Here is a 16,854-nt window from a genome sequence, read left to right on the forward strand (position 1 = left end):
CCCCCTGAGCGCGGAGGGAATCCCCATGGCGAGCAACGAGATGACGATCCCGCGGCCGGTGAACTACATCGCCGACGAGTGGAGCGAATGCGCGGCGGTCGAGGACACCTGGAACCTCGACCCCAACACACGCGAACCCCTGCACCGCACGGTCACGACCGCACCCGCCGACCTGGAGCGCGCGCTGCGGCACGCCGAGCGCGTGTACGACATCGGCCGCTGGGACGACGACGCCCGGCGCGAGCGCGCCGAGATGCTCGACCGCGTCGCCGCGATCGTCGAGACCCGCGCCGAGGACATCGCCCGCACGGACTCGCTGACCAGCGGCACGCCCATCAGCGTCACCCGCGCGGTCGCGGCGTTCCTGCCGGCGCGGATCCGGGCCGCGGCGGCGGATCTGGTGACCATCCCGCGCGTCACCGCGCTGGCGGCCGGCGGCCGCGACGTCCGCCTGCACAAGGTGCCGTGGGGGCCGGCCGCGATCCTCACCCCGTGGAACGGCCCGAGCTTCATCCCCGCGGCCAAGGTCACCAGCGCGATCGCGGCGGGCTGTCCCGTCATCCTCAAGCCCTCGGAGCACGCGCCGAGCAGCGCGCAGATCATCGTCGAGTGCTTCGTCGAGGCCGGCCTGCCCAGCGGCGCGCTGCAGCTGGTGCACGGCGGCGGTGACGTGGGCGCCCGGCTGACGGCCGACCCGCGCGTCAAGATCGTGTCGTTCACCGGCGGACCGGGGGCCGGCCGGGCCATCGCGCGGGCCGCCGCCGAGGACTTCAAGGTCCTGCAACTGGAGCTGGGCGGCAACAACCCGGCGCTGGTGCTGGACGACGCCGACCTCGACGTCACCGCCGACGGGATCCTCGACGGCATGACCAAGCTCAACGGCCAGTGGTGCGAGGGGCCGGGCAAGGTCCTCGTCCACCGCACGCTGGCCGACCCCCTCCTCGAGGCGCTGACCGTGCGGATCGCCAAGCTCGTGGTCGGTCACTCCCTGGACGAGGGCGCCGAGATCGGCCCGATCTCCAACGCGCCGCACTTCCAGACCCTGCGGAGCCGGATCGAGGGGCTGCGTGCCCTCGGGGCGAGCATCCGGCAGCCCGCCCGGCTGCCCGGCCTCGGCGGTTTCTTCCTGTCGCCGACGATCGCCGCCGGCGCCGATCCCGCCCGGGCCACCGCGGAGCTGTTCGGTCCGATCGTCTCGCTGCACGCCGTGGACTCCGCCGAGGAGGCGTTGCGCATCGCCAACGCTCATCCCTCGGGCCTGGACGCCTACGTGTTCGGCGCCGACACCGACCGCGCGATCGACATCGGCTCCCGCATCGTGGCCGGCGAGGTGCGCGTCAACGGCGCCAAGCTCGCCGACCTCGGTGACGACTCGGCGCAGAGCTTCTGGGGTCCGGCCGGCATCGGCGGGCACGGACCGGCCGAATCGGTGCGGGTCTTCTGCGGCGACCGGGTCGTCGGCGTCGACTCGCCCGATCTGCCGCTGTGACGGTTCAGGTGGCCGCGGGTGCGGTGCCGAGCCGGGCCGCGAGCCAGCTGTCGAGCACCGAGACGGTGACCTCCATCTGCTCCACCGCGACGGCGCGATCCCCGTAGGTGTACCAGTTCACGGCGAAACCGTCGGCCAAGGTGGCGATCACGTACGCGATCTGCTCGATCGTCTCCGGTTCGACCGGGTGGTCCGAGCGGGCGGCGCGGAGCGTGGCGCGCAGGGTGTCCAGTGCCTGGTCGTACACCGCGATGCCGCGGCTTCCGTGCTGGCGCCGCGCCCAGGTGACCAGTTCCATCGCCGCCGCGGCGAAGTTGGGGGAGTCGAGGTAGAACTCCATGATCCCGCGCAGCACCCGGCGGGCGGTGTCCGTCAGGTCGCCGTGCGGGTCGTTGGCGATGATGACCTCGCGGTACTGGCCGGCCACGTAGTCGTAGACGTCGGCGAAGAGGTCTTCCTTGGAGTCGTAGCAGTAGTGCAGCATCGCCAGGTTCGCCTGGGCCTGCTCGGCGATCCGCCGGGTCGTCGCGCCCTCGATGCCGTGGGTCGCGATGACTTCCACGGCGGCCTTGATGAAGTCGCTACGCCGTTGTGCGGCGGAGATCCGTGGCACGAGGCCCTCCCAAGTGCGCGCCCACATAGTTGGACGTTTGATTAAGTCAACGCCAGCCTACCAGCCGCAGGGGCGGCACATTCTTAGTCAAACAACTTGATCGGACGACTAACTTCGTCTACCTTATGAGGTGGATCACAAACCGCCTCGCGTACCCGAATTCACGAACCCGAAGGAATCACTGCCATGAAGGACCTGCTCTTCATGCTGGCCGATCTCTGGATGATCTTCGCCGGCTTCTTCTTCGGCTGGAAGTTCATCCGGCGCTTCGGCAACTACCTGCTCGGTCTGGAGTGGATGGTCGTCGCCACGTCGGGCTCGAACTTCCTCCTCTGGGCGCTGCTGGGCGGACACGAAGACAGCGTGCTGTACGACATCGCGTACTTCTTCGACGCCTTCTCGCGATCCGTCGGCATCACGCTGATCCTCGTGATGGGCCTGATGCGGGTGACGCACCGGTACAAGCCGAGCGTCGCGGTCGATGTCGGTGTGTTCGCCCTGGCCGCCGTGGCCGGGCTGTACCTCCAGCAGTTCCGTCCTCCCGTGTTCCACGCCGGCCCGGCGACGTTCTACGTCGTGGTCAACGCCCTGACGACCCTCTTCCTGGCCTACTTCACGTGGCGGGTCTGGAAGGCCGGCGCCGCGGGGCACGCGTTCGCTCTCGGGCTGGTGTCCCTGGCCGGCTCGGCGATCGCGATCATCTACGACTTCTTCCCGCTCGCCGGCGACGACGCGCACCGGACGATCTTCTACACCGCCGCACTCGCCACGTGGGGCACGCAGATGTGCGTGTGCTACCTCGCTTACCGCGCCCTGCACGTCCGCACCGTGGCCACGGGCGTGGAACCGGCCGCGCACGCCGCCCGGGCCTGAGGAGCACCGACATGAAGACCGGCAACGTTTCCTACGCCACCTTCAGCGGCTGGGTCGATCCGCCCGCGGACGTCCGGCCCGCCCTGGCCGGTGATCTCTCCTGCCGGATCGCGGTCGTCGGCGGCGGCCTCGGCGGCATGTCGACCGCACTCCGGCTGACCGAACGCGGTCACGACGTGGTGCTGCTGGAGGGCGAGTTCTGCGGACACGGCTCCAGCTCCCGCAACGCCGGGCAACTGGCCGGCGCTCCGGGCGGCGACCTGCAACTGCTCAACCTGCTCTTCCGGCGGAAGATGCCCGGCATGGTCCGGCTCGCCGAGCACGCCGCGCACCACGTGGAAGACCTCATCAAGACGCACGGCATCGACTGCGACTACGAACCGGTCGGCAACTGCTTCGCGGCCGTGTCGCGCGGACAGCTGGGCCGGGTGCGCCGGGTGGCCCGGATCCTGGAGCGCGCCGGCGGTCACGTGGAACTGGGCACCAGCGAGGAACTCGGCATCCCGCGCGGGTTCCTCGGCGGGATGCGCGAGGTGGTCGGCGGGATGATGAACCCGGGCAAGTTCACCCTGGGCGTGCGCCGGGCACTGCTCGCCTCGTCGGCGCGGGTCTTCGAGCAGACCAAGGTCACCGACGTGGCCCGCGACGACGGTCGGGTCGTCCTCACCACCCCGCACGGGCGGGTCCGGGCGGAGAAGGTGGTGCTGGCGACCAACGCCTTCGCCGGCGAATGGGACATCACGCCGAAGCACCTGTCCGTGCCCATCTGGGTCGCCGAGGCCGAGACCGAGCCGATCGACCGCGACCGCCTGGCCGCGCTGGGCTGGACCAGCCGGTCGGGACTGGTGACGCAGCACGCCATCATGGAGAACTACCGGCTGACACCGCGTAACACCATCGTGTTCGGCGTCCGGCGGCTCGAGCGGGGCACGACCTACCCGCTGCCGCGGAAGACGCCCGACCCGGCGCTGGTGGCGGAACTCGCCGAAGCGTTCGCGACGCGGTTCCCGGCACTGGCGGATGTCGCCGTGGAGCGCGCCTGGGGCGGGTGGATCGCGATCACCCCGACGATGCTCCCGGTCGCCGGGCAGATCGGCGACAGCGTCTTCTACTCGATCGCGTGCAACGGCCACGGCCTGGCGCAGGCGCCGTACGTCGGTTCCCTCCTCGCGGACCTGATCGTCGACGGAAAGCGGCCCGCGGACCTGGACGTCCTGTGGGCGCGGGAACCGAAGTTCCCGCGCCCGATGATGATGAGCCGCCTGGGACTGCGCGCCATCTGGGCCATCGACCGCTTCAACGACCGCATCAACGGAAGCCGCCGCAACGCCCGGCGCGGTGCGGCTCAGCTCACCAGCCCCTGGCGGTAGGCGTGGACGACGGCCTGCAGGCCGAGTTTGGCGAGGATCCGCGACACGTAGGTCTTCACGGTTTCCGGGCTGATCACCAGCGCCGCGGCGATCTCGCTGTTGGACAGGCCCTCGGCGATCAGGCGCAGCACTTCCCGTCCGCGCGGGGTCAGCGGTGACTCGCCCGGTTCCTCCGCGGGCCGGATCCGCGCGGCGAACCGGCCGACCAGCCGGCGCGTCACCTCGGGCGCCAGCAACGCCGCTCCCGAGGCCACGGTGCGGATGCCGTGCAGCAGCTGGCCCGGCGGGGCGTCCTTGAGCAGGAACCCGCTGGCGCCCGCGCGCAACGCCTCGTACACGTACTCGTCGAGGTTGAACGTGGTCACCACGAGCACCTTGACCGGGTGGGCCACGCCGGCCCCGGCCAGCAGCCGGGTCGCTTCGATACCGTCCAGCCCCGGCATCCGCACGTCCATCACCACCACGTCCGGGCGAAGCCGGCCGGCGAGGTCGACGGCGGTGCGCCCGTCGCCGCACTCGCCGGCCACCTCCAGGCCGGGCTGGGCGTCGATGATCGTGGTGAACCCGGTGCGGATCAGCGCCTGGTCGTCGCACACCAGGACGCGGACCGGTGCGGTCACGACGCGCTGCCCACGGGAATGCGGGCCCGCACCACGAATCCGCCGTCGTCGCGCCCGCCGGCCGTGAACTCGCCGCCGAGCACGCCGACCCGTTCGCCGAGCCCGGCCAGACCGCGGCCGCTGCCGCCGACGGTGCCGGGTGACCCCGCCCCGTCCTCCACGGTGATCTCCCGGTCGCTGTGTCGCACGTGGACAGTGGTGCGGCTGCCGTGCGCGTACTTCAGCGCGTTCGTCAAGGCTTCCTGCACCACACGGTATGCCGTCGCGCCGGCGGCGCCGGTGGCCGGGCCGCCGTCTTCGGTGAACTCCACCGGCTGGCCGGCTCGCCGGGTCCGCTCGACGAGGGTGCGCAGATCGCCCGCGGTTCGAGGCTCGGGGTCGAGCACGTCGAGCAGCTGACGCAGGTCGGCGATGGCCCGCCGGCCCGAGCCGGTGACCGCGGACAGGGCTTGGTCGAGGCGCTCCGGCGAGCCGGTCAGGTACCGCGCCGCCTCGGTCTGCACGACCATCGCGGTCACGTGGTGGGTCACCACGTCGTGGAGTTCGCGGCCGATGCGCGTGCGTTCCGCGGCGCGGGTGGTCTCGGCGACGTGGCGGCGGCGCTCCGCCTCCGCGGCCCGGGACTGCCGCAGCCAGCTCCCGACGCCCCACGCGAGAACCAGGGCCAGGCACGTCCCCGAGCTGGGTGCCGTTGCTGTGCAGCGCCGGCAGCGAAGCCGCCGCCAGCAGCAGCGCGACGGGGGCGTCCCGGACCGTGACGTCGAACCGTCGCCACCGCTCGGTGCTGCGCCGAATTACGGGAGGAGGTTATCGGCCAGGGCGCCGCCCCCGGCGCCGGGTCGTCGTCCCCCGTGCGAGCTACCCGCGGATGTCCACGCCGTGGTGACGACACCGGGCCCCGGAAGCCCTAGCTTTCCAGGCGCCCGCGGCGGTTCGCTGCGGCGCCTCGGACGAACCACCACGGAGTGACGCATGTTCCGCACTGTCAAGGCATCCGCCGCCGTCGCCGTGTTGTGCGCCGTGGCCGGATCGGTGCTCGCCGGATGCGACGAGGCCCCGGATTCCGCGGAGCCGGCGCCGATCTCCGGCACCGTGAAGATCACCGTCGAGGGCCGGTCGGTGAACGTGTCGTGCTCGGGAACCGCGGCCGGGGACCGGCCGGTCGTCGTGCTGATGGCCGGGCTGGGCGATGGTCTGGACAAGATGGCCGGCCTCCAGCAGACGCTGAGCGCGCGGGGCCGGGTGTGTTCCTACGACCGGCTCGGGGAAGGCGCGAGCGACCAGCCGGCGGGCCCGCAGACCTTCGACAGTGCCGGGAAGGTGCTGACCGGGGTGCTGGAGCAGGTCGCCGGCGGGCAGCCGGCCGTGCTGGCCGGGCATTCCCTGGGCGGGCTGATCGCCGCCCGGTACGCCCCCGCGCACCGGGACCGGGTCGCCGGGCTGGTCCTGGTGGACGCCACCCCGTCGACCATCGTCGCCGACACCACGACGATCATCCCGGAGTCCGCCCGGGAGGTCGCCGGCGGAACCGACCGCCCCGTCCTGGATGGGCGGTGGAGGTGATCCAGCACGGGCAGCCGTACCTGGCCGCCGCCGTACCCGGCTACGGTCCCGCCCTGGAGCAGGCGTAGGCGGACGGGCAGCGCAAGTGGCTCGACCTGTCCACGAGCAGCAACGCCACCACGGCGACCGGCAGCGGCCACTACGTCTACGTCGACCAGGCCGACGTGGTGGTGCAGGCGATCCAGCGCGTGACCGCGGAGACGCAGGGCTGAACCGCACCGCAGGACGCGCCACGGCAGCTTCCCCCGGGCGGGAGGTCACCGTCGGGACTCCCGCCCGGGGCGCGGGCTCACAGGCCGGAGCCGCCGGTCGCGTCGATCACCTTGCCGGTCACCCAGCGCGCGTCGTCCGAGGCGAGGAACGCCACCACGTCGGCCACGTCCTCCGGCCGGCCGACGCGGCCCAGTGCGGCCACGGATGCCGCGTGGGCCTCGGCCTCCGGGTTGCCCCGCAGCCACCCCGCGTTGACGTCGGTGTCGATGATCCCGGGCGCGACCGAGTTCGCGGTGATGCCCCGGGGGCCCAGCTCCTTGGCGAGGTTGCGGGTGAAGTTGTCCAGGGCGCTCTTGGTCGCGCCGTAGGCGATGGCCTCCGGCATGGCGAGGTGAGCCGCGCCGCTGGAGATGTTGATGATCCGGCCGGCGTCGCGCAGCCGCTTCAGTCCTTCTTGGACGATGAAGAACGGCGCCCGCACGTTCACGGCGAAGACCTCGTCGAACCCGTCCTCGGTCAGCGATGCCAGGTCCGCGCTGCGTCCGATGCCGGCGTTGTTGACGATGATGTCGACGACCGGCTCGGGTGCGTGGTGGCGGATCTGGGCGTCGAAGCCCGACCACAGGGCGGCGGCGTCGCCGCGACGGCCCAGCGGCGCGTGGAGGGCGAAGGCCTGGCCGCCGTCCTTGCGGATGCGCTCCACGATGTCGTGCGCCGCGGCCTCGTCGCGGGCGTAGGTCAGCGCGACGACGGCGCCGTCCTGGGCCAGCCGCTGCGCGATCGCCCGCCCGATGCCCCTGCTGCCCCCGGTGACCAGCGCGATCTTGCCCTCGAGCCGCTGCGTTCCCATGGTCGTTGACCGCCTTCCTTTGTTGAGTGATCGACCAACAAAGACGATAGCACGATTTTTTGGTCGGTCACTCTAAAATGTGACGCATGGCTGAGAAACCGAAGCGCGGCCGCCCGCGCACCTTCGACCGCGCCGCCGCGGTCGGCGCCGCCATGCGCCTGTTCTGGGAGCGGGGCTACGAAGGCGTGTCCATCGGCGAGTTGACCGAGGCGATGGGCATCCGGTCGGGGAGCCTGTACGCGGCCTTCGGGGACAAGAAGTCCCTGTTCGAGGAGGTCGTCGAGGCCTACGGGCGGACAGCTGTCGGCGGCTTCGCGGGTGCGGCCCTGCGCGAGGAGCCCACCGCGTACCGGGCGTTCGCGCGCATCCTCCGGGAGGCCGCGGTCATCTACCCCGACCCCGAACACCCGGCCGGCTGCCTGGCGATGAGCGCGGCGATCAACGTCACTCCCCAGGACACCGAAGTGCGCGCGTTCCTCCGCGATCTGCGCAACCGGAACGTGGCGGGGTTCGAGGCCCGGCTGCGGGAGGCGCAGCGGGCGGGGGAGCTGCCCGCCGAGGCGAGCCCGCGCGACCTGGCGGAGTACTTCGCGACCGTCCTCCAGGGACTCTCACAACGAGCCCAGGACGGCGCGACCGCGACCCAGCTGACCGCGGTGGCCGAGCTGGCGCTGGCCGCCTGGCCGGCCGCGCCACGCTGAGCAGCCCATCCGCACCGACTACGACCGCCGCTGTGCTCCGGGCCCGCTGGACCGGCGACGCCGAACAACCGGTGGTGATGCCTGGCACGAAGCCGAGCACGCCGACGAGGAGGAACACGGCGCCGACGGCGTGGCGCCCGGCCTGGAGTGCCGGCCGGGCGCCACGCGGTCGGTGCCGTGATCAGCTCGCGCTGGGCATCAGGACGCGGTCGATGATGTAGACGGTCGCGTTGGCGGTCCGCACGTTGCCGCAGACGACCTTGGCCGAGCCGTTGACGGTGAAGTCCTCGCCGCTGCCGGAGGTCTTGACCTGCTGCCCCTCCAGCGTGGTGAACTCGCCGCCCGCCAGCTGCTCGGGGCTGATGCGCTGCGCGACGACGTGGTACTGCAGCAGCTTGGCCAGCGCCGCGTTGTCGCTGAGCACCTTGTTCAGGTCGGCCTCCGGGATCTTGCCGAAGGCGGCGTTGGCCGGGGCGAACACGGTGATGTTCTGGGCGCTGTTGAGCGTGTCGACCAGGTTGGCCTTCTGCACCGCCGACACCAGGGTGGACAGCACGGGGTTGTTGCCCGCCGCGGTGGCGACCGGGGCGGTGGACATGCCCTGGAAACTGCCCGGGCCGGTGGCCGGGACCTGGCCGCAAGCCGGCCCGAACTCCCCGCTCATCGCCGCGGCGGGGGCGCTGCTGCTGGGCATCGGCGCGGCCGGGGCGGACGTGCCGCCGCCGCTGCCGCTGGAGTCGTCCGAGCTGCCGCAGGCGGCCAGACCGGTGGCGGTGCCGGCGATCACGACGGCGGCCAGGGTGCGCTTGAACTGCATGGGGTGTTCCTTTCTCAGGTGGTGACGGTCACCACGATCGATTCCCAGCCGTCTGCTCCGCTGGGAAAAACCGGCGCCCGGGTTTCGGGCTGGAGCCGGCCGGCGCCGTCGGCGGCGCGGACCTGGATGCGGTGGGTGCCGGGCGCGGCGCTCCACCGGTAGCGCCACTGGCGCCACGTGTCGGGCGTGACCTGCGTGGTGAGGTCGGCGTCCTGCCACGGGCCGCCGTCGAAGCTCAGCTGGACCGCGCTGATGCCGCGGTGCTGGGCGTAGGCGACCCCGGCCACGACCACCTCGCCCGCCCGGACGCGGGACAGCGGTTTCGGAACGTCGATGCGGGATCCGGTCTTGGCGGGCCCGGTCCGGTCGTAGCCGCGCTGGATCCAGTAGGGCTGGGTGGCGTAGGTGGTCAGGTTCAGGTCGGTGACCCACTTGGTCGCCGAGGCGTACCCGAACAGGCCGGGCACGATCAGCCGGGCGGGAAAGCCGTGTTCGACCGGCAGCGGCTCGCCGTTCATCGCCACCGCCAGCAGCGCGTTCCGGCCGTCCAGGATCAGTTCGGTGGGGCTGCCGATCGTCATGCCGTCCGCGCCGGTGGACACCAGCTGTTCCGCACCGGGCCGGATGCCGGCCTCGCGCAGCAGCGACGCCAGCGGCACGCCCACGAACCGGGCCGTGCTCACGTAGGGCCCGCCGACCTCGTTGGACACGCAGGACAGGGTCAGGTCGCGTTCCACCAGGGGCCGGGCCAGCAGGTCGTCGAAGGAGAGTTCGATCTCCCGGGCGGCCATGCCGTGGATGCGCAGGGACCACTGCTCGGCCGGGACCCGCGGCAGCACGAGCGCGGTGTCCACCCGGTAGAACCCGGCGTTGGGGGTGAAGAACGGGACCAGGCCGGGGTCCCGGAACTGGTAGCCGGCCGGCAGGGCCGGGGCCGGGCTCGCCGGCGCCGGGATCCGGACGCGGGCCCGGGACCGCGCGAGGGAACCGCCGCCCTGCAGCAGCCGGCCCGCCCCGCCGGACAGGACGGCGAACCCGGCCACCGCACCGCCCGCGAGCAGTACGGTCCGGCGCCCGGTTGTCTGGTGTGGACTGTCTGTAGTGGACGGCTCCGTGCGGCCGTTGCGAAGGCGGACCAGCACGACGAGCGTGGCGACGCCGGCCAGCAGCGCGGCCAGCGACGGCAGCACCGACGTCGGGCCGGCGACCGGCGCGGTGGCCGCGGCGACCATCCCGGCCACACCGAGCGCGACCACGACGGCGATTCCCGCCCACAGACGGCGCAGGGCCAGCACGCCGGCGGCCATGCCGAGCAGCACGAGGGCGAGCAGCACACCGCCGACCAGGACGACCTTGTCGTTGGTACCGAACCGCTGGACGGCGAAGTCCTTGAGCTCGTGCGGGGCGAGGTTGATCAGCGCGGTGCCGACGGCCGTCCCGGGGGCGGTGGCCGCCCCGGTGAACGCGGCGACCAGCTCGCCGACGCCGAGCGCGGCGGCCGTGGCGAGGAGCCCGAGCAGCGCCCCGGACCCGATGCGGGCCAGCCGCCCGGTCCAGCCGCGCGGCCGCGGTTCCTTGGTGGTGGTCACGCCGGGCATTCGGGCCCGTCGCCGGAGCGGATTGGGCGGATGTGGATTTTTTCGCTCGCCAGGTGGCCGGACAGACTAGCGTCGCCGATGTTCCAGGCGATCGGATCGACAGAGGGGTGCCCGACATGGCCGAGGTCGTGCTGTACCACCACATCCAGGGCTTGACCGAGGGCGTGCGCAGCGTCGCCGACGGCCTGCGCCAGGCGGGGCACACGGTGCATACCCCGGATCTGTTCGGGGGCCGGACGTTCGGCAGCATCGAGGAGGGATTCGCCTTCGCGCGACAGGCCGGGTTCGACCAGCTGCGGGAGCGCGGGATCACCGAGGCCGAGGCGCTGGGGGTGGAGCTGGTGTACGCCGGGTTCTCCTTCGGGGTCACCATCGCGCAGCGGCTCGCGCAGACCCGCCCCGGCGCGCGCGGCGCGGTGCTCATCGACTCCTGCCTGCCGGTCACGGAGTTCGGCGAGACGTGGCCGGCCGGCGTGCCGGTGCAGATCCACGGCAAGCAGGAGGACGAGTTCTTCGGCGAAGACCTCCCGGCGGCCCGGGACCTGGTCGGCTCCACGCCGAACGCGGAGCTGTTCCTCTACCCCGGCGACCAGCACCTCTTCGCCGACGCCTCACTCCCCGCCTACGACGCCGAGGCAGCCGGGCTGCTCTTGGAACGGGTGCGCTCGTTCCTCGCTTCGGTGTGACTGGTGCGAGCATTGACCGCATTCGAGGTGGCAGCGTGGCGACGTTGACGACCAGGCCCTCCGCCGGGAGGAGCCGGGGCCCGCCGCCGACTCCACCACCGTGCGTTGAGCGAACGGCGCGGGTGGGACAATCGGGCCCGTGACGGCGAGTACCAGTGACATCGACAAGGCGGCCGGCCTGCTGCGTGCCGGGCGCTTGGTGGCCTTTCCGACCGAGACGGTCTACGGCCTGGGCGCCAACGCCGAGGACGCGGCCGCCGTCGGGCGGGTGTACCAGGCCAAGGGGCGCCCGTCGTCGCATCCGTTGATCGTTCACCTCGGTGGTGCGGGGCAGCTGGGGGACTGGGTCGAGGACGTGCCCGAGACGGCGCGCCTGCTGGCCGAGCGCTTCTGGCCCGGGCCGCTGACGCTGGTGCTGCGCCGCGCTCGCCGGGTGCCGCTGGAAGCGACCGGTGGCCTGGAGACCGTCGCGGTGCGCGTGCCCGATCACCCCGTCGCGCTGGCGCTGCTGTCGGCGTTCGGTGGCGGTGTCGTGGCGCCGTCGGCGAACCGGTTCGGCTCCGTCAGCCCCACGACGGCCGAGCACGTGCGCACCGAACTCGGTGACGCCGTCGACTTCGTGCTCGACGGCGGCCCCTGCCACGTCGGGGTGGAGTCGACCATCGTCGACGTCACCGGGGACGAGCCGAGCGTGCTGCGGCCGGGCGGGGTCACGCGCGAAGACCTCGAAGCCGTGCTGCAGCGCCCGCTCGCGGTCCCCACCACCAGCCACATCCGCGTCCCGGGCCAGCACCCTTCGCACTACGCGCCGCGGGCGCGGGTCGTGCTCGTCGAGCCGGAGAAGGTCGTCACCGAAGCCGAGCTGGCGGGGGAGCAGGGGCACCGGGTGGGCGTCCTGCTGCCCCCTGCCGCAAGCGACGGCCCGGTGAACGCACACGCCGTGGTGGAGATCCCCGGCTCGATGGCCGCCTACGCGCGCAGCCTCTACGGCTTCCTGCGCGAGCTGGACCAGCGCGGCTGCGACCTCATCGTCGCGTCCCTGCCGCCGGAGGAGGGGCTCGGGCTCGCGATCGCCAACCGGCTGCGCCGCGCGGCCGGGCCCCGCGCGGACTGATCAGCACAGCCGGCGTGACCAGTGTCATCGCCCGCGACGGGGTGCACGAAGTCGAGATCAAGCGGTCCCGGTTCCGGTGCACCGTCGCGCGGGTCGGGGACGCCGAGGCCGCGGCGGCGGTGATCGCGCGGGTGCGCAAGGCCGGGCCGGGCGCGAACCACCATTGCACCGCGATGCGGATCGGCGACCCGGAAACCGGCGAGATGACCGTGCGCAGCAATGACGATGGTGAGCCCTCGGGCACGGCGGGCGTCCCGATGCTCGAGGTGCTGGCGCGCCGCGACCTGACCGATGTCGTCGCTGTGGTGTCCCGGTGGTTCGGCGGGACCAAGCTCGGGGCGGGCGGGCTGGTCCGCGCCTACTCCGGCGCGCTGGCCGAAACGCTCGACGCCGTCGGGACGCTGCGCCGGGTGCGGCACCGCGAACTGCTGCTCGCTGTGCCGCACGACCTGGCCGGCCGCCTCGAGCACGACCTGCGCAACTCGCCCTACCGGCTGCTGGGCATCGACTACGGCGCGGACGTCACGCTGACCGTCGCCGTCACCGAGGACAGCCGGGAGGCGTTCGGGGCGTGGCTCGCCGAACGATCCGGCGGCGCGGTCGAGGCGCTGGACGCGGGACCCCGGGACCTCTACCTACCCTGAGCGGAACCAGAACCAAGGTTGACCAACCCTGGTTGGTCAAGTACTGTCGACCCTGTGGAGCGGACGGTGAAGGTGCAGGAGGCCAAGACGCGGTTGTCCGCGATCTTGGCCGACGTCGAGCGCGGCGAGGAGGTCGTCATCGCGCGCGGAGACGTCCCCGTCGCCCGGCTGGTTCCGATCCAGGAGCCGTCGGAACGGGAGCTGGGCTTCGTGCCCTACCGCGTTCCGGACTCGTTCTCCGAGCCGCTCCCCGACGATGAGCTGGCGACGTGGGAGGCGTGACTCCGCGAAGGCTGATGCTCGACACGCACGTGCTGCTGTGGGCGTTGACCGAGCCCGCCAGGCTGTCCGAACCAATTCGCGCCGCCGTCGCCGATCGTCGCACCGAGCTGTTCGTCTCCGCGGCCTCGGCGTGGGAAATCGCGACGAAGCAACGTCTGGGGAAGCTGCCGCAGGCCGAGGTGCTGACGCGGGCGTATCGCCAGCACCTCGCGCGGCTGGCGGTGGACAGCATCCCCGTGACGGACGAACACGCTCTCCTCGCCGGCTCCCTGGAATGGCAGCACCGGGATCCCTTCGACCGGATGATCGCCGCGCAGTGCATGACCGAGTCACTGCCCCTCGCCACCGCCGATGAGGCGTTCCGCACCGTGTCCGGAGTGCAGGTGCTGTGGTGACCGCCCCGGCCGGCCGCGCGTGACCAAGCTCCACCGCGGACGGTAGGTTCACCCCATGCCGGTCGCTGCGCACGAGGTCGAGGTGTTCGAGCGGGCCAGGGCCCGGCTGGAGGCCATCGCCTACCGCCTCCTCTCCTCGGCCAGCGACGCCGAGGACGTGGTGCAGGACACGTACTTGCGCTGGCAGTCCGCCGACCGGGAGCGCATCGAGACGCCCGAGGCGTGGCTGACGAAGGTGCTCACCAACCTCTGCCTCAACCGGCTCACCGCGGCGCGCGCCAAGCGGGAGACCTACGTCGGCCAGTGGCTGCCCGAGCCGGTCTTCGCCGGGGACCCGATGGCCGGTCCGTCCGAGACCGTCGAGCAGCGGGAATCCGTCTCGATCGCGATGCTCACGCTGATGGAGCGGCTCTCCGGCAAGGAACGCGTCGTCTACGTGCTGCGCGAGGCGTTCGGTTACTCGCACGGCGAGATCGCCGAGGTTCTCGACCTCACCGAGTCCAACTGCCAGCAGATCTACCGGCGTGCCAAGCAGCACCTGGCCGCCGACCGGCGCCGGGTGGCGGTCGACGCGGCCGCTGCCCGCAAGATCGTCGAGGAGTTCCTCGCCGCGGCGCTCAGCGGCCGGACCGACTCCCTGGTGCGGATGCTCACCGACGACGTGATCAGCGTGGGTGACGGTGGCGGCGTGGTCTTCTCGCTGCCGTGGCCGGTCACCGGCGTGGTGCGGGTGGCGAGGTTCCTGCGCGGGCTGGTCGAGCCCAGCGAGGCCAAGTGGAAGATGATCGGCGGCCGGCCCACCCAGTTCGCCGCGGTCGCCAACGGCCTGCCCGCGCTGGTGCTGATCGTCGGGGACCGGGTCGCCGCCGTCGCCTCCCTGGACGTGACCACCGACGGCATCGCGGCCGTCCACATCCAGGCCAACCCCGCCAAACTCGAACGCGCGACGCGCCAGTGGGCCACCTTCGACCACGGGGAACCGCTCGCCGACCGCCAGTGACCCGGATCACAACTCTCTCCTGTCAGGTTTCGCGCCGCTGCCCGGTTCAGGAAGCGCCACCAGCCAAACCGGAGTGGGAGAGACCATGAAGCACCAGATCGTCGTTCTCGGAGCCGGATACGCCGGAGCCAACGCCGCCGCGCGCCTGGCCAAGCGGCTGCACCCCGCCGACACCGAGATCACGCTCGTCAACGCCGACGCCGAGTTCGTCGAGCGCGTCCGCATGCACCAGCTCGCGACCGGCCAGGACCTCAAGCCCCGCGCGCTGACCGACGTCTTCGCCGGTACCGGCGTGCGGGTGCGGCTGGCGCGGGTCACCGCCGTCGACGCCGACCGCAAGACCGTCGACGTCATCGGCGCCGACGGCCCCGGCGAGATCGCCTACGACACGCTCGTCTACGCGCTCGGCAGCACCGCCGCCGACTGCGGCGTCCCCGGCGTCGCCGAGCACGCCCACGACATCGCCGGCAAGCAGTCCGCGTTGCGGCTGCGCGGGCGTCTGGACGACCTCGCCGGCGGGACCGTGCTGGTCGTCGGAGGTGGCCTCACCGCCATCGAAGCCGCCACCGAGATCGCCGAAGCCCGGCCGGACCTCGACGTCGCACTCGCCGCCCGCGGCGGCGTCGGCGACTGGCTGAGCGAGAAGGCCCAGCAGCACCTGCGCAAGGCCTTCGGCCGGCTCGGCATCACCCTGCACGAGGACACCGACATCGTGCGCGTCGAACCGGCCGGCGCGGTCACCGCCGACGGTCGCACCATCCCGGCCCAGGTGACCGTCTGGACGGCCGGGTTCGCCGTCCACCCCATCGCCGCGGCCACGACCCTGCGGGTTTCGGCGACGGGGCAGATCGTCGTCGACGAGACGATGCGGTCGGTCTCGCACCCCGACGTCTACGCCGTCGGTGATGCCGCGCTGGCGCCGGGCGGGAACGGTGCGCCACTGCGGATGTCCTGCGCCTCGGGAGTTCCTTCGGCCCACCTGGCGGCCGATGTGATCGCCGCCCGCCTGACCGGACGCGAGATCCCCGAGAACAAGATCGGCTACACCGCCCAGTGCATCAGCCTCGGCCGCCGCGACGCCGTCATCCAGTGGGTGACCCCGGACGACCAGCCCAAACCGTCTGCCGTCACCGGGAGGATGGGCGCCCGCCTCAAGGAGATGATCTGCAAGAGCGCGGCCTGGAGCATCAGCCACCCGACCGGGATGATGCCGAGCCGTCGTCGGCACACCGTCCGGGCCGGGGATTCGCACGCGGTCACGGCGTGACACCGGACGCGATGACGACGCCGTTCCTCGGGGGCGTTCTCCGGAGCGTCCCCGAGGACGAGGTCCCTCGCCGCCTGCGCCTGAGCGATCCGGCCCTCGAGGGCGGCTACGTGACGGCGGAGCGCCCGGAAAGCGCGGCCTGCACTGAGCGGGCGCAAGGAGACCTAGCTCCGGGCCGACAACGCCTGCGCGAGCGCGCTCACGCTAACCTCGACGATCGCGCGGAGCTGCTCCGGCCCCGCCCCGGCCCGGCTCATCACCGCCAGCGACTGGTTGACCGCCGCGAGGTGGACGGCGAAGTCGTCGGCGTCGCGGTCGGGCAGCTTCGCCGCGGTCAAGGCGGTCCGCAGCCGCGCCCGCTGACGGTCCAGAGCTTCGATCGCGCGCGCGGCGATGCCCGGGCTCAGCGCCGGTATCGCCAGCGCGGTCTGGGCGACCAGGCATCCGTCCGGCACGTCCGGGTCGGCGATGCGCCGCAGGGTGACGTCGAAGAACTCCCGTACCGCCCGCAGTGGCTCCGTGGACGCGCGGGACAGGGCCTGGTCGTACTTGTCCCCGTAGCGCGTGGCGTAGCGGTCCAGGCAGCGCAGGTAGAGCGACTCCTTGTCGCCGAGCGAGGAGTAGATGGAACTGCGGTTCAGCCCGGTCGCCCTGGACAGGTCGTCGACAGACGTGTCGGCGTACCCGGCTCGCCAGAACTGGACCATCGCCGCGTCGAGCGCGATGTCCACATCGAACTGTATCTTCCCGGCCATCTCA

Annotated in this window: 19 protein-coding genes and 1 pseudogene; 12 read left to right on the top strand and 8 right to left on the bottom strand. The window is 72.3% G+C overall.

Annotation, left to right across the window (positions count from 1 at the left end):
• Window positions 1-25 precede the first annotated feature (25 nt).
• Entirely contained in the window at window positions 26-1,489 is a 1,464-nt protein-coding gene (locus IE290_RS00080; RefSeq protein WP_191242418.1) for an aldehyde dehydrogenase family protein, read from the top strand.
• A 4-nt stretch (window positions 1,490-1,493) separates the two neighbouring features.
• On the opposite strand, the gene IE290_RS00085 is transcribed toward IE290_RS00080, so the two are convergent.
• On the bottom strand, window positions 1,494-2,102 hold the full coding sequence (locus IE290_RS00085) for a TetR/AcrR family transcriptional regulator (RefSeq protein ID WP_229873963.1): 609 nt from the start codon (window positions 2,100-2,102) through the stop codon (window positions 1,494-1,496).
• A 186-nt stretch (window positions 2,103-2,288) separates the two neighbouring features.
• Here IE290_RS00085 and IE290_RS00090 point away from each other — a divergent pair, with 186 nt between their 5' ends.
• Both IE290_RS00090 and IE290_RS00095 read left to right on the top strand, forming a co-directional pair.
• Window positions 2,289-2,975 (top strand): transporter, encoded by a 687-nt coding sequence (locus IE290_RS00090; RefSeq protein ID WP_191242420.1) that lies wholly within the window; start codon window positions 2,289-2,291, stop codon window positions 2,973-2,975.
• Window positions 2,976-2,986: 11 nt separating this feature from the next.
• Complete coding sequence (locus tag IE290_RS00095) at window positions 2,987-4,345, top strand: NAD(P)/FAD-dependent oxidoreductase (protein WP_191242421.1); 1,359 nt, start codon at window positions 2,987-2,989, stop codon at window positions 4,343-4,345.
• On the opposite strand, the gene IE290_RS00100 is transcribed toward IE290_RS00095, so the two are convergent.
• Both IE290_RS00100 and IE290_RS00105 read right to left on the bottom strand, forming a co-directional pair.
• Window positions 4,321-4,965, bottom strand: a complete 645-nt coding sequence (locus tag IE290_RS00100; RefSeq protein WP_191242422.1) for a response regulator — start codon at window positions 4,963-4,965, stop codon at window positions 4,321-4,323. The two genes, IE290_RS00095 and IE290_RS00100, sit on opposite strands and share 25 nt — an antisense overlap.
• Window positions 4,962-5,498 carry a sensor histidine kinase gene (locus IE290_RS00105; RefSeq protein ID WP_229873964.1) on the bottom strand — a complete coding sequence of 179 codons (537 nt, stop codon included), beginning with the start codon at window positions 5,496-5,498 and terminating at the stop codon, window positions 4,962-4,964. The genes IE290_RS00100 and IE290_RS00105 overlap by 4 nt, the downstream gene beginning before the upstream one ends.
• A gap of 439 nt (window positions 5,499-5,937) precedes the next feature.
• On the opposite strand from IE290_RS00105, the gene IE290_RS00110 reads away from it, so the two are divergent.
• A complete protein-coding gene (locus tag IE290_RS00110; protein WP_229873965.1) occupies window positions 5,938-6,528 on the top strand; it encodes an alpha/beta fold hydrolase in 591 nt (196 codons plus the stop codon).
• Window positions 6,529-6,817: 289 nt separating this feature from the next.
• Here the strand turns inward: IE290_RS00110 and IE290_RS00115 are convergent, their stop codons facing one another.
• Window positions 6,818-7,591: an SDR family NAD(P)-dependent oxidoreductase gene (locus tag IE290_RS00115; RefSeq protein ID WP_191242423.1), complete on the bottom strand. Its 774-nt coding sequence runs from the start codon at window positions 7,589-7,591 to the stop codon at window positions 6,818-6,820.
• A gap of 86 nt (window positions 7,592-7,677) precedes the next feature.
• Between IE290_RS00115 and IE290_RS00120 the strand changes: the two genes are divergently transcribed.
• Window positions 7,678-8,292 carry a TetR/AcrR family transcriptional regulator gene (locus IE290_RS00120; RefSeq protein WP_191242424.1) on the top strand — a complete coding sequence of 205 codons (615 nt, stop codon included), beginning with the start codon at window positions 7,678-7,680 and terminating at the stop codon, window positions 8,290-8,292.
• 34 nt (window positions 8,293-8,326) lie between these two features.
• On the opposite strand, the pseudogene IE290_RS38450 reads toward IE290_RS00120, so the two are convergent.
• From IE290_RS38450 to IE290_RS00130, 3 genes and pseudogenes are all read right to left on the bottom strand, one after another.
• A pseudogene (locus tag IE290_RS38450) lies at window positions 8,327-8,413 on the bottom strand (hypothetical protein); the annotation flags it as partial.
• A 60-nt stretch (window positions 8,414-8,473) separates the two neighbouring features.
• Window positions 8,474-9,109 carry a fasciclin domain-containing protein gene (locus IE290_RS00125; RefSeq protein ID WP_191242425.1) on the bottom strand — a complete coding sequence of 212 codons (636 nt, stop codon included), beginning with the start codon at window positions 9,107-9,109 and terminating at the stop codon, window positions 8,474-8,476.
• 14 nt (window positions 9,110-9,123) lie between these two features.
• Window positions 9,124-10,698, bottom strand: coding sequence for a molybdopterin-dependent oxidoreductase (locus tag IE290_RS00130; protein ID WP_229873966.1), 1,575 nt, complete (start codon window positions 10,696-10,698; stop codon window positions 9,124-9,126).
• A gap of 125 nt (window positions 10,699-10,823) precedes the next feature.
• Between IE290_RS00130 and IE290_RS00135 the strand changes: the two genes are divergently transcribed.
• From IE290_RS00135 to IE290_RS00165, 7 genes are all read left to right on the top strand, one after another.
• The gene (locus tag IE290_RS00135; protein WP_191242427.1) at window positions 10,824-11,393 is read left to right on the top strand and encodes a dienelactone hydrolase family protein; all 570 of its coding nucleotides are present in this window, start codon (window positions 10,824-10,826) and stop codon (window positions 11,391-11,393) included.
• Window positions 11,394-11,532: 139 nt separating this feature from the next.
• Window positions 11,533-12,507: an L-threonylcarbamoyladenylate synthase gene (locus IE290_RS00140; protein WP_191242428.1), complete on the top strand. Its 975-nt coding sequence runs from the start codon at window positions 11,533-11,535 to the stop codon at window positions 12,505-12,507.
• 14 nt (window positions 12,508-12,521) lie between these two features.
• The gene (locus tag IE290_RS00145) at window positions 12,522-13,151 is read left to right on the top strand and encodes an IMPACT family protein (RefSeq protein ID WP_191242429.1); all 630 of its coding nucleotides are present in this window, start codon (window positions 12,522-12,524) and stop codon (window positions 13,149-13,151) included.
• A 54-nt stretch (window positions 13,152-13,205) separates the two neighbouring features.
• A complete protein-coding gene (locus tag IE290_RS00150; RefSeq protein WP_191242430.1) occupies window positions 13,206-13,433 on the top strand; it encodes a type II toxin-antitoxin system Phd/YefM family antitoxin in 228 nt (75 codons plus the stop codon).
• The gene (locus IE290_RS00155) at window positions 13,430-13,828 is read left to right on the top strand and encodes a type II toxin-antitoxin system VapC family toxin (protein WP_229873968.1); all 399 of its coding nucleotides are present in this window, start codon (window positions 13,430-13,432) and stop codon (window positions 13,826-13,828) included. Before IE290_RS00150 ends, IE290_RS00155 begins: the two co-directional genes overlap by 4 nt.
• A gap of 55 nt (window positions 13,829-13,883) precedes the next feature.
• Window positions 13,884-14,828, top strand: a complete 945-nt coding sequence (sigJ, locus tag IE290_RS00160) for an RNA polymerase sigma factor SigJ (protein ID WP_191242431.1) — start codon at window positions 13,884-13,886, stop codon at window positions 14,826-14,828.
• Window positions 14,829-14,913: 85 nt separating this feature from the next.
• Window positions 14,914-16,095, top strand: a complete 1,182-nt coding sequence (locus IE290_RS00165) for an NAD(P)/FAD-dependent oxidoreductase (protein WP_191242432.1) — start codon at window positions 14,914-14,916, stop codon at window positions 16,093-16,095.
• Window positions 16,096-16,259: 164 nt separating this feature from the next.
• Here the strand turns inward: IE290_RS00165 and IE290_RS00170 are convergent, their stop codons facing one another.
• Entirely contained in the window at window positions 16,260-16,850 is a 591-nt protein-coding gene (locus tag IE290_RS00170; RefSeq protein WP_191242433.1) for a TetR/AcrR family transcriptional regulator, read from the bottom strand.
• Between the last annotated feature and the right edge of the window lie 4 nt (window positions 16,851-16,854).

This window comes from Amycolatopsis deserti, assembly GCF_014653945.1.
GTDB lineage: Bacteria > Actinomycetota > Actinomycetes > Mycobacteriales > Pseudonocardiaceae > Amycolatopsis_E > Amycolatopsis_E deserti.

Excerpts from the sequence above, each read along its gene's own strand:
- IE290_RS00110 (WP_229873965.1), top strand. The coding sequence starts at position 5,938 with ATGTTCCGCACTGTCAAGGCATCCGCCGCCGTCGCCGTGTTGTGCGCC.
- IE290_RS00120 (WP_191242424.1), top strand. The coding sequence starts at position 7,678 with ATGGCTGAGAAACCGAAGCGCGGCCGCCCGCGCACCTTCGACCGCGCC.
- IE290_RS00135 (WP_191242427.1), top strand. The coding sequence starts at position 10,824 with ATGGCCGAGGTCGTGCTGTACCACCACATCCAGGGCTTGACCGAGGGC.
- IE290_RS00115 (WP_191242423.1), bottom strand. The coding sequence starts at position 7,591 with ATGGGAACGCAGCGGCTCGAGGGCAAGATCGCGCTGGTCACCGGGGGC.
- IE290_RS00125 (WP_191242425.1), bottom strand. The coding sequence starts at position 9,109 with ATGCAGTTCAAGCGCACCCTGGCCGCCGTCGTGATCGCCGGCACCGCC.
- IE290_RS00165 (WP_191242432.1), top strand. The coding sequence starts at position 14,914 with ATGAAGCACCAGATCGTCGTTCTCGGAGCCGGATACGCCGGAGCCAAC.
- sigJ (WP_191242431.1), top strand. The coding sequence starts at position 13,884 with ATGCCGGTCGCTGCGCACGAGGTCGAGGTGTTCGAGCGGGCCAGGGCC.
- IE290_RS00095 (WP_191242421.1), top strand. The coding sequence starts at position 2,987 with ATGAAGACCGGCAACGTTTCCTACGCCACCTTCAGCGGCTGGGTCGAT.
- IE290_RS00170 (WP_191242433.1), bottom strand. The coding sequence starts at position 16,850 with ATGGCCGGGAAGATACAGTTCGATGTGGACATCGCGCTCGACGCGGCG.
- IE290_RS00090 (WP_191242420.1), top strand. The coding sequence starts at position 2,289 with ATGAAGGACCTGCTCTTCATGCTGGCCGATCTCTGGATGATCTTCGCC.
- IE290_RS00080 (WP_191242418.1), top strand. The coding sequence starts at position 26 with ATGGCGAGCAACGAGATGACGATCCCGCGGCCGGTGAACTACATCGCC.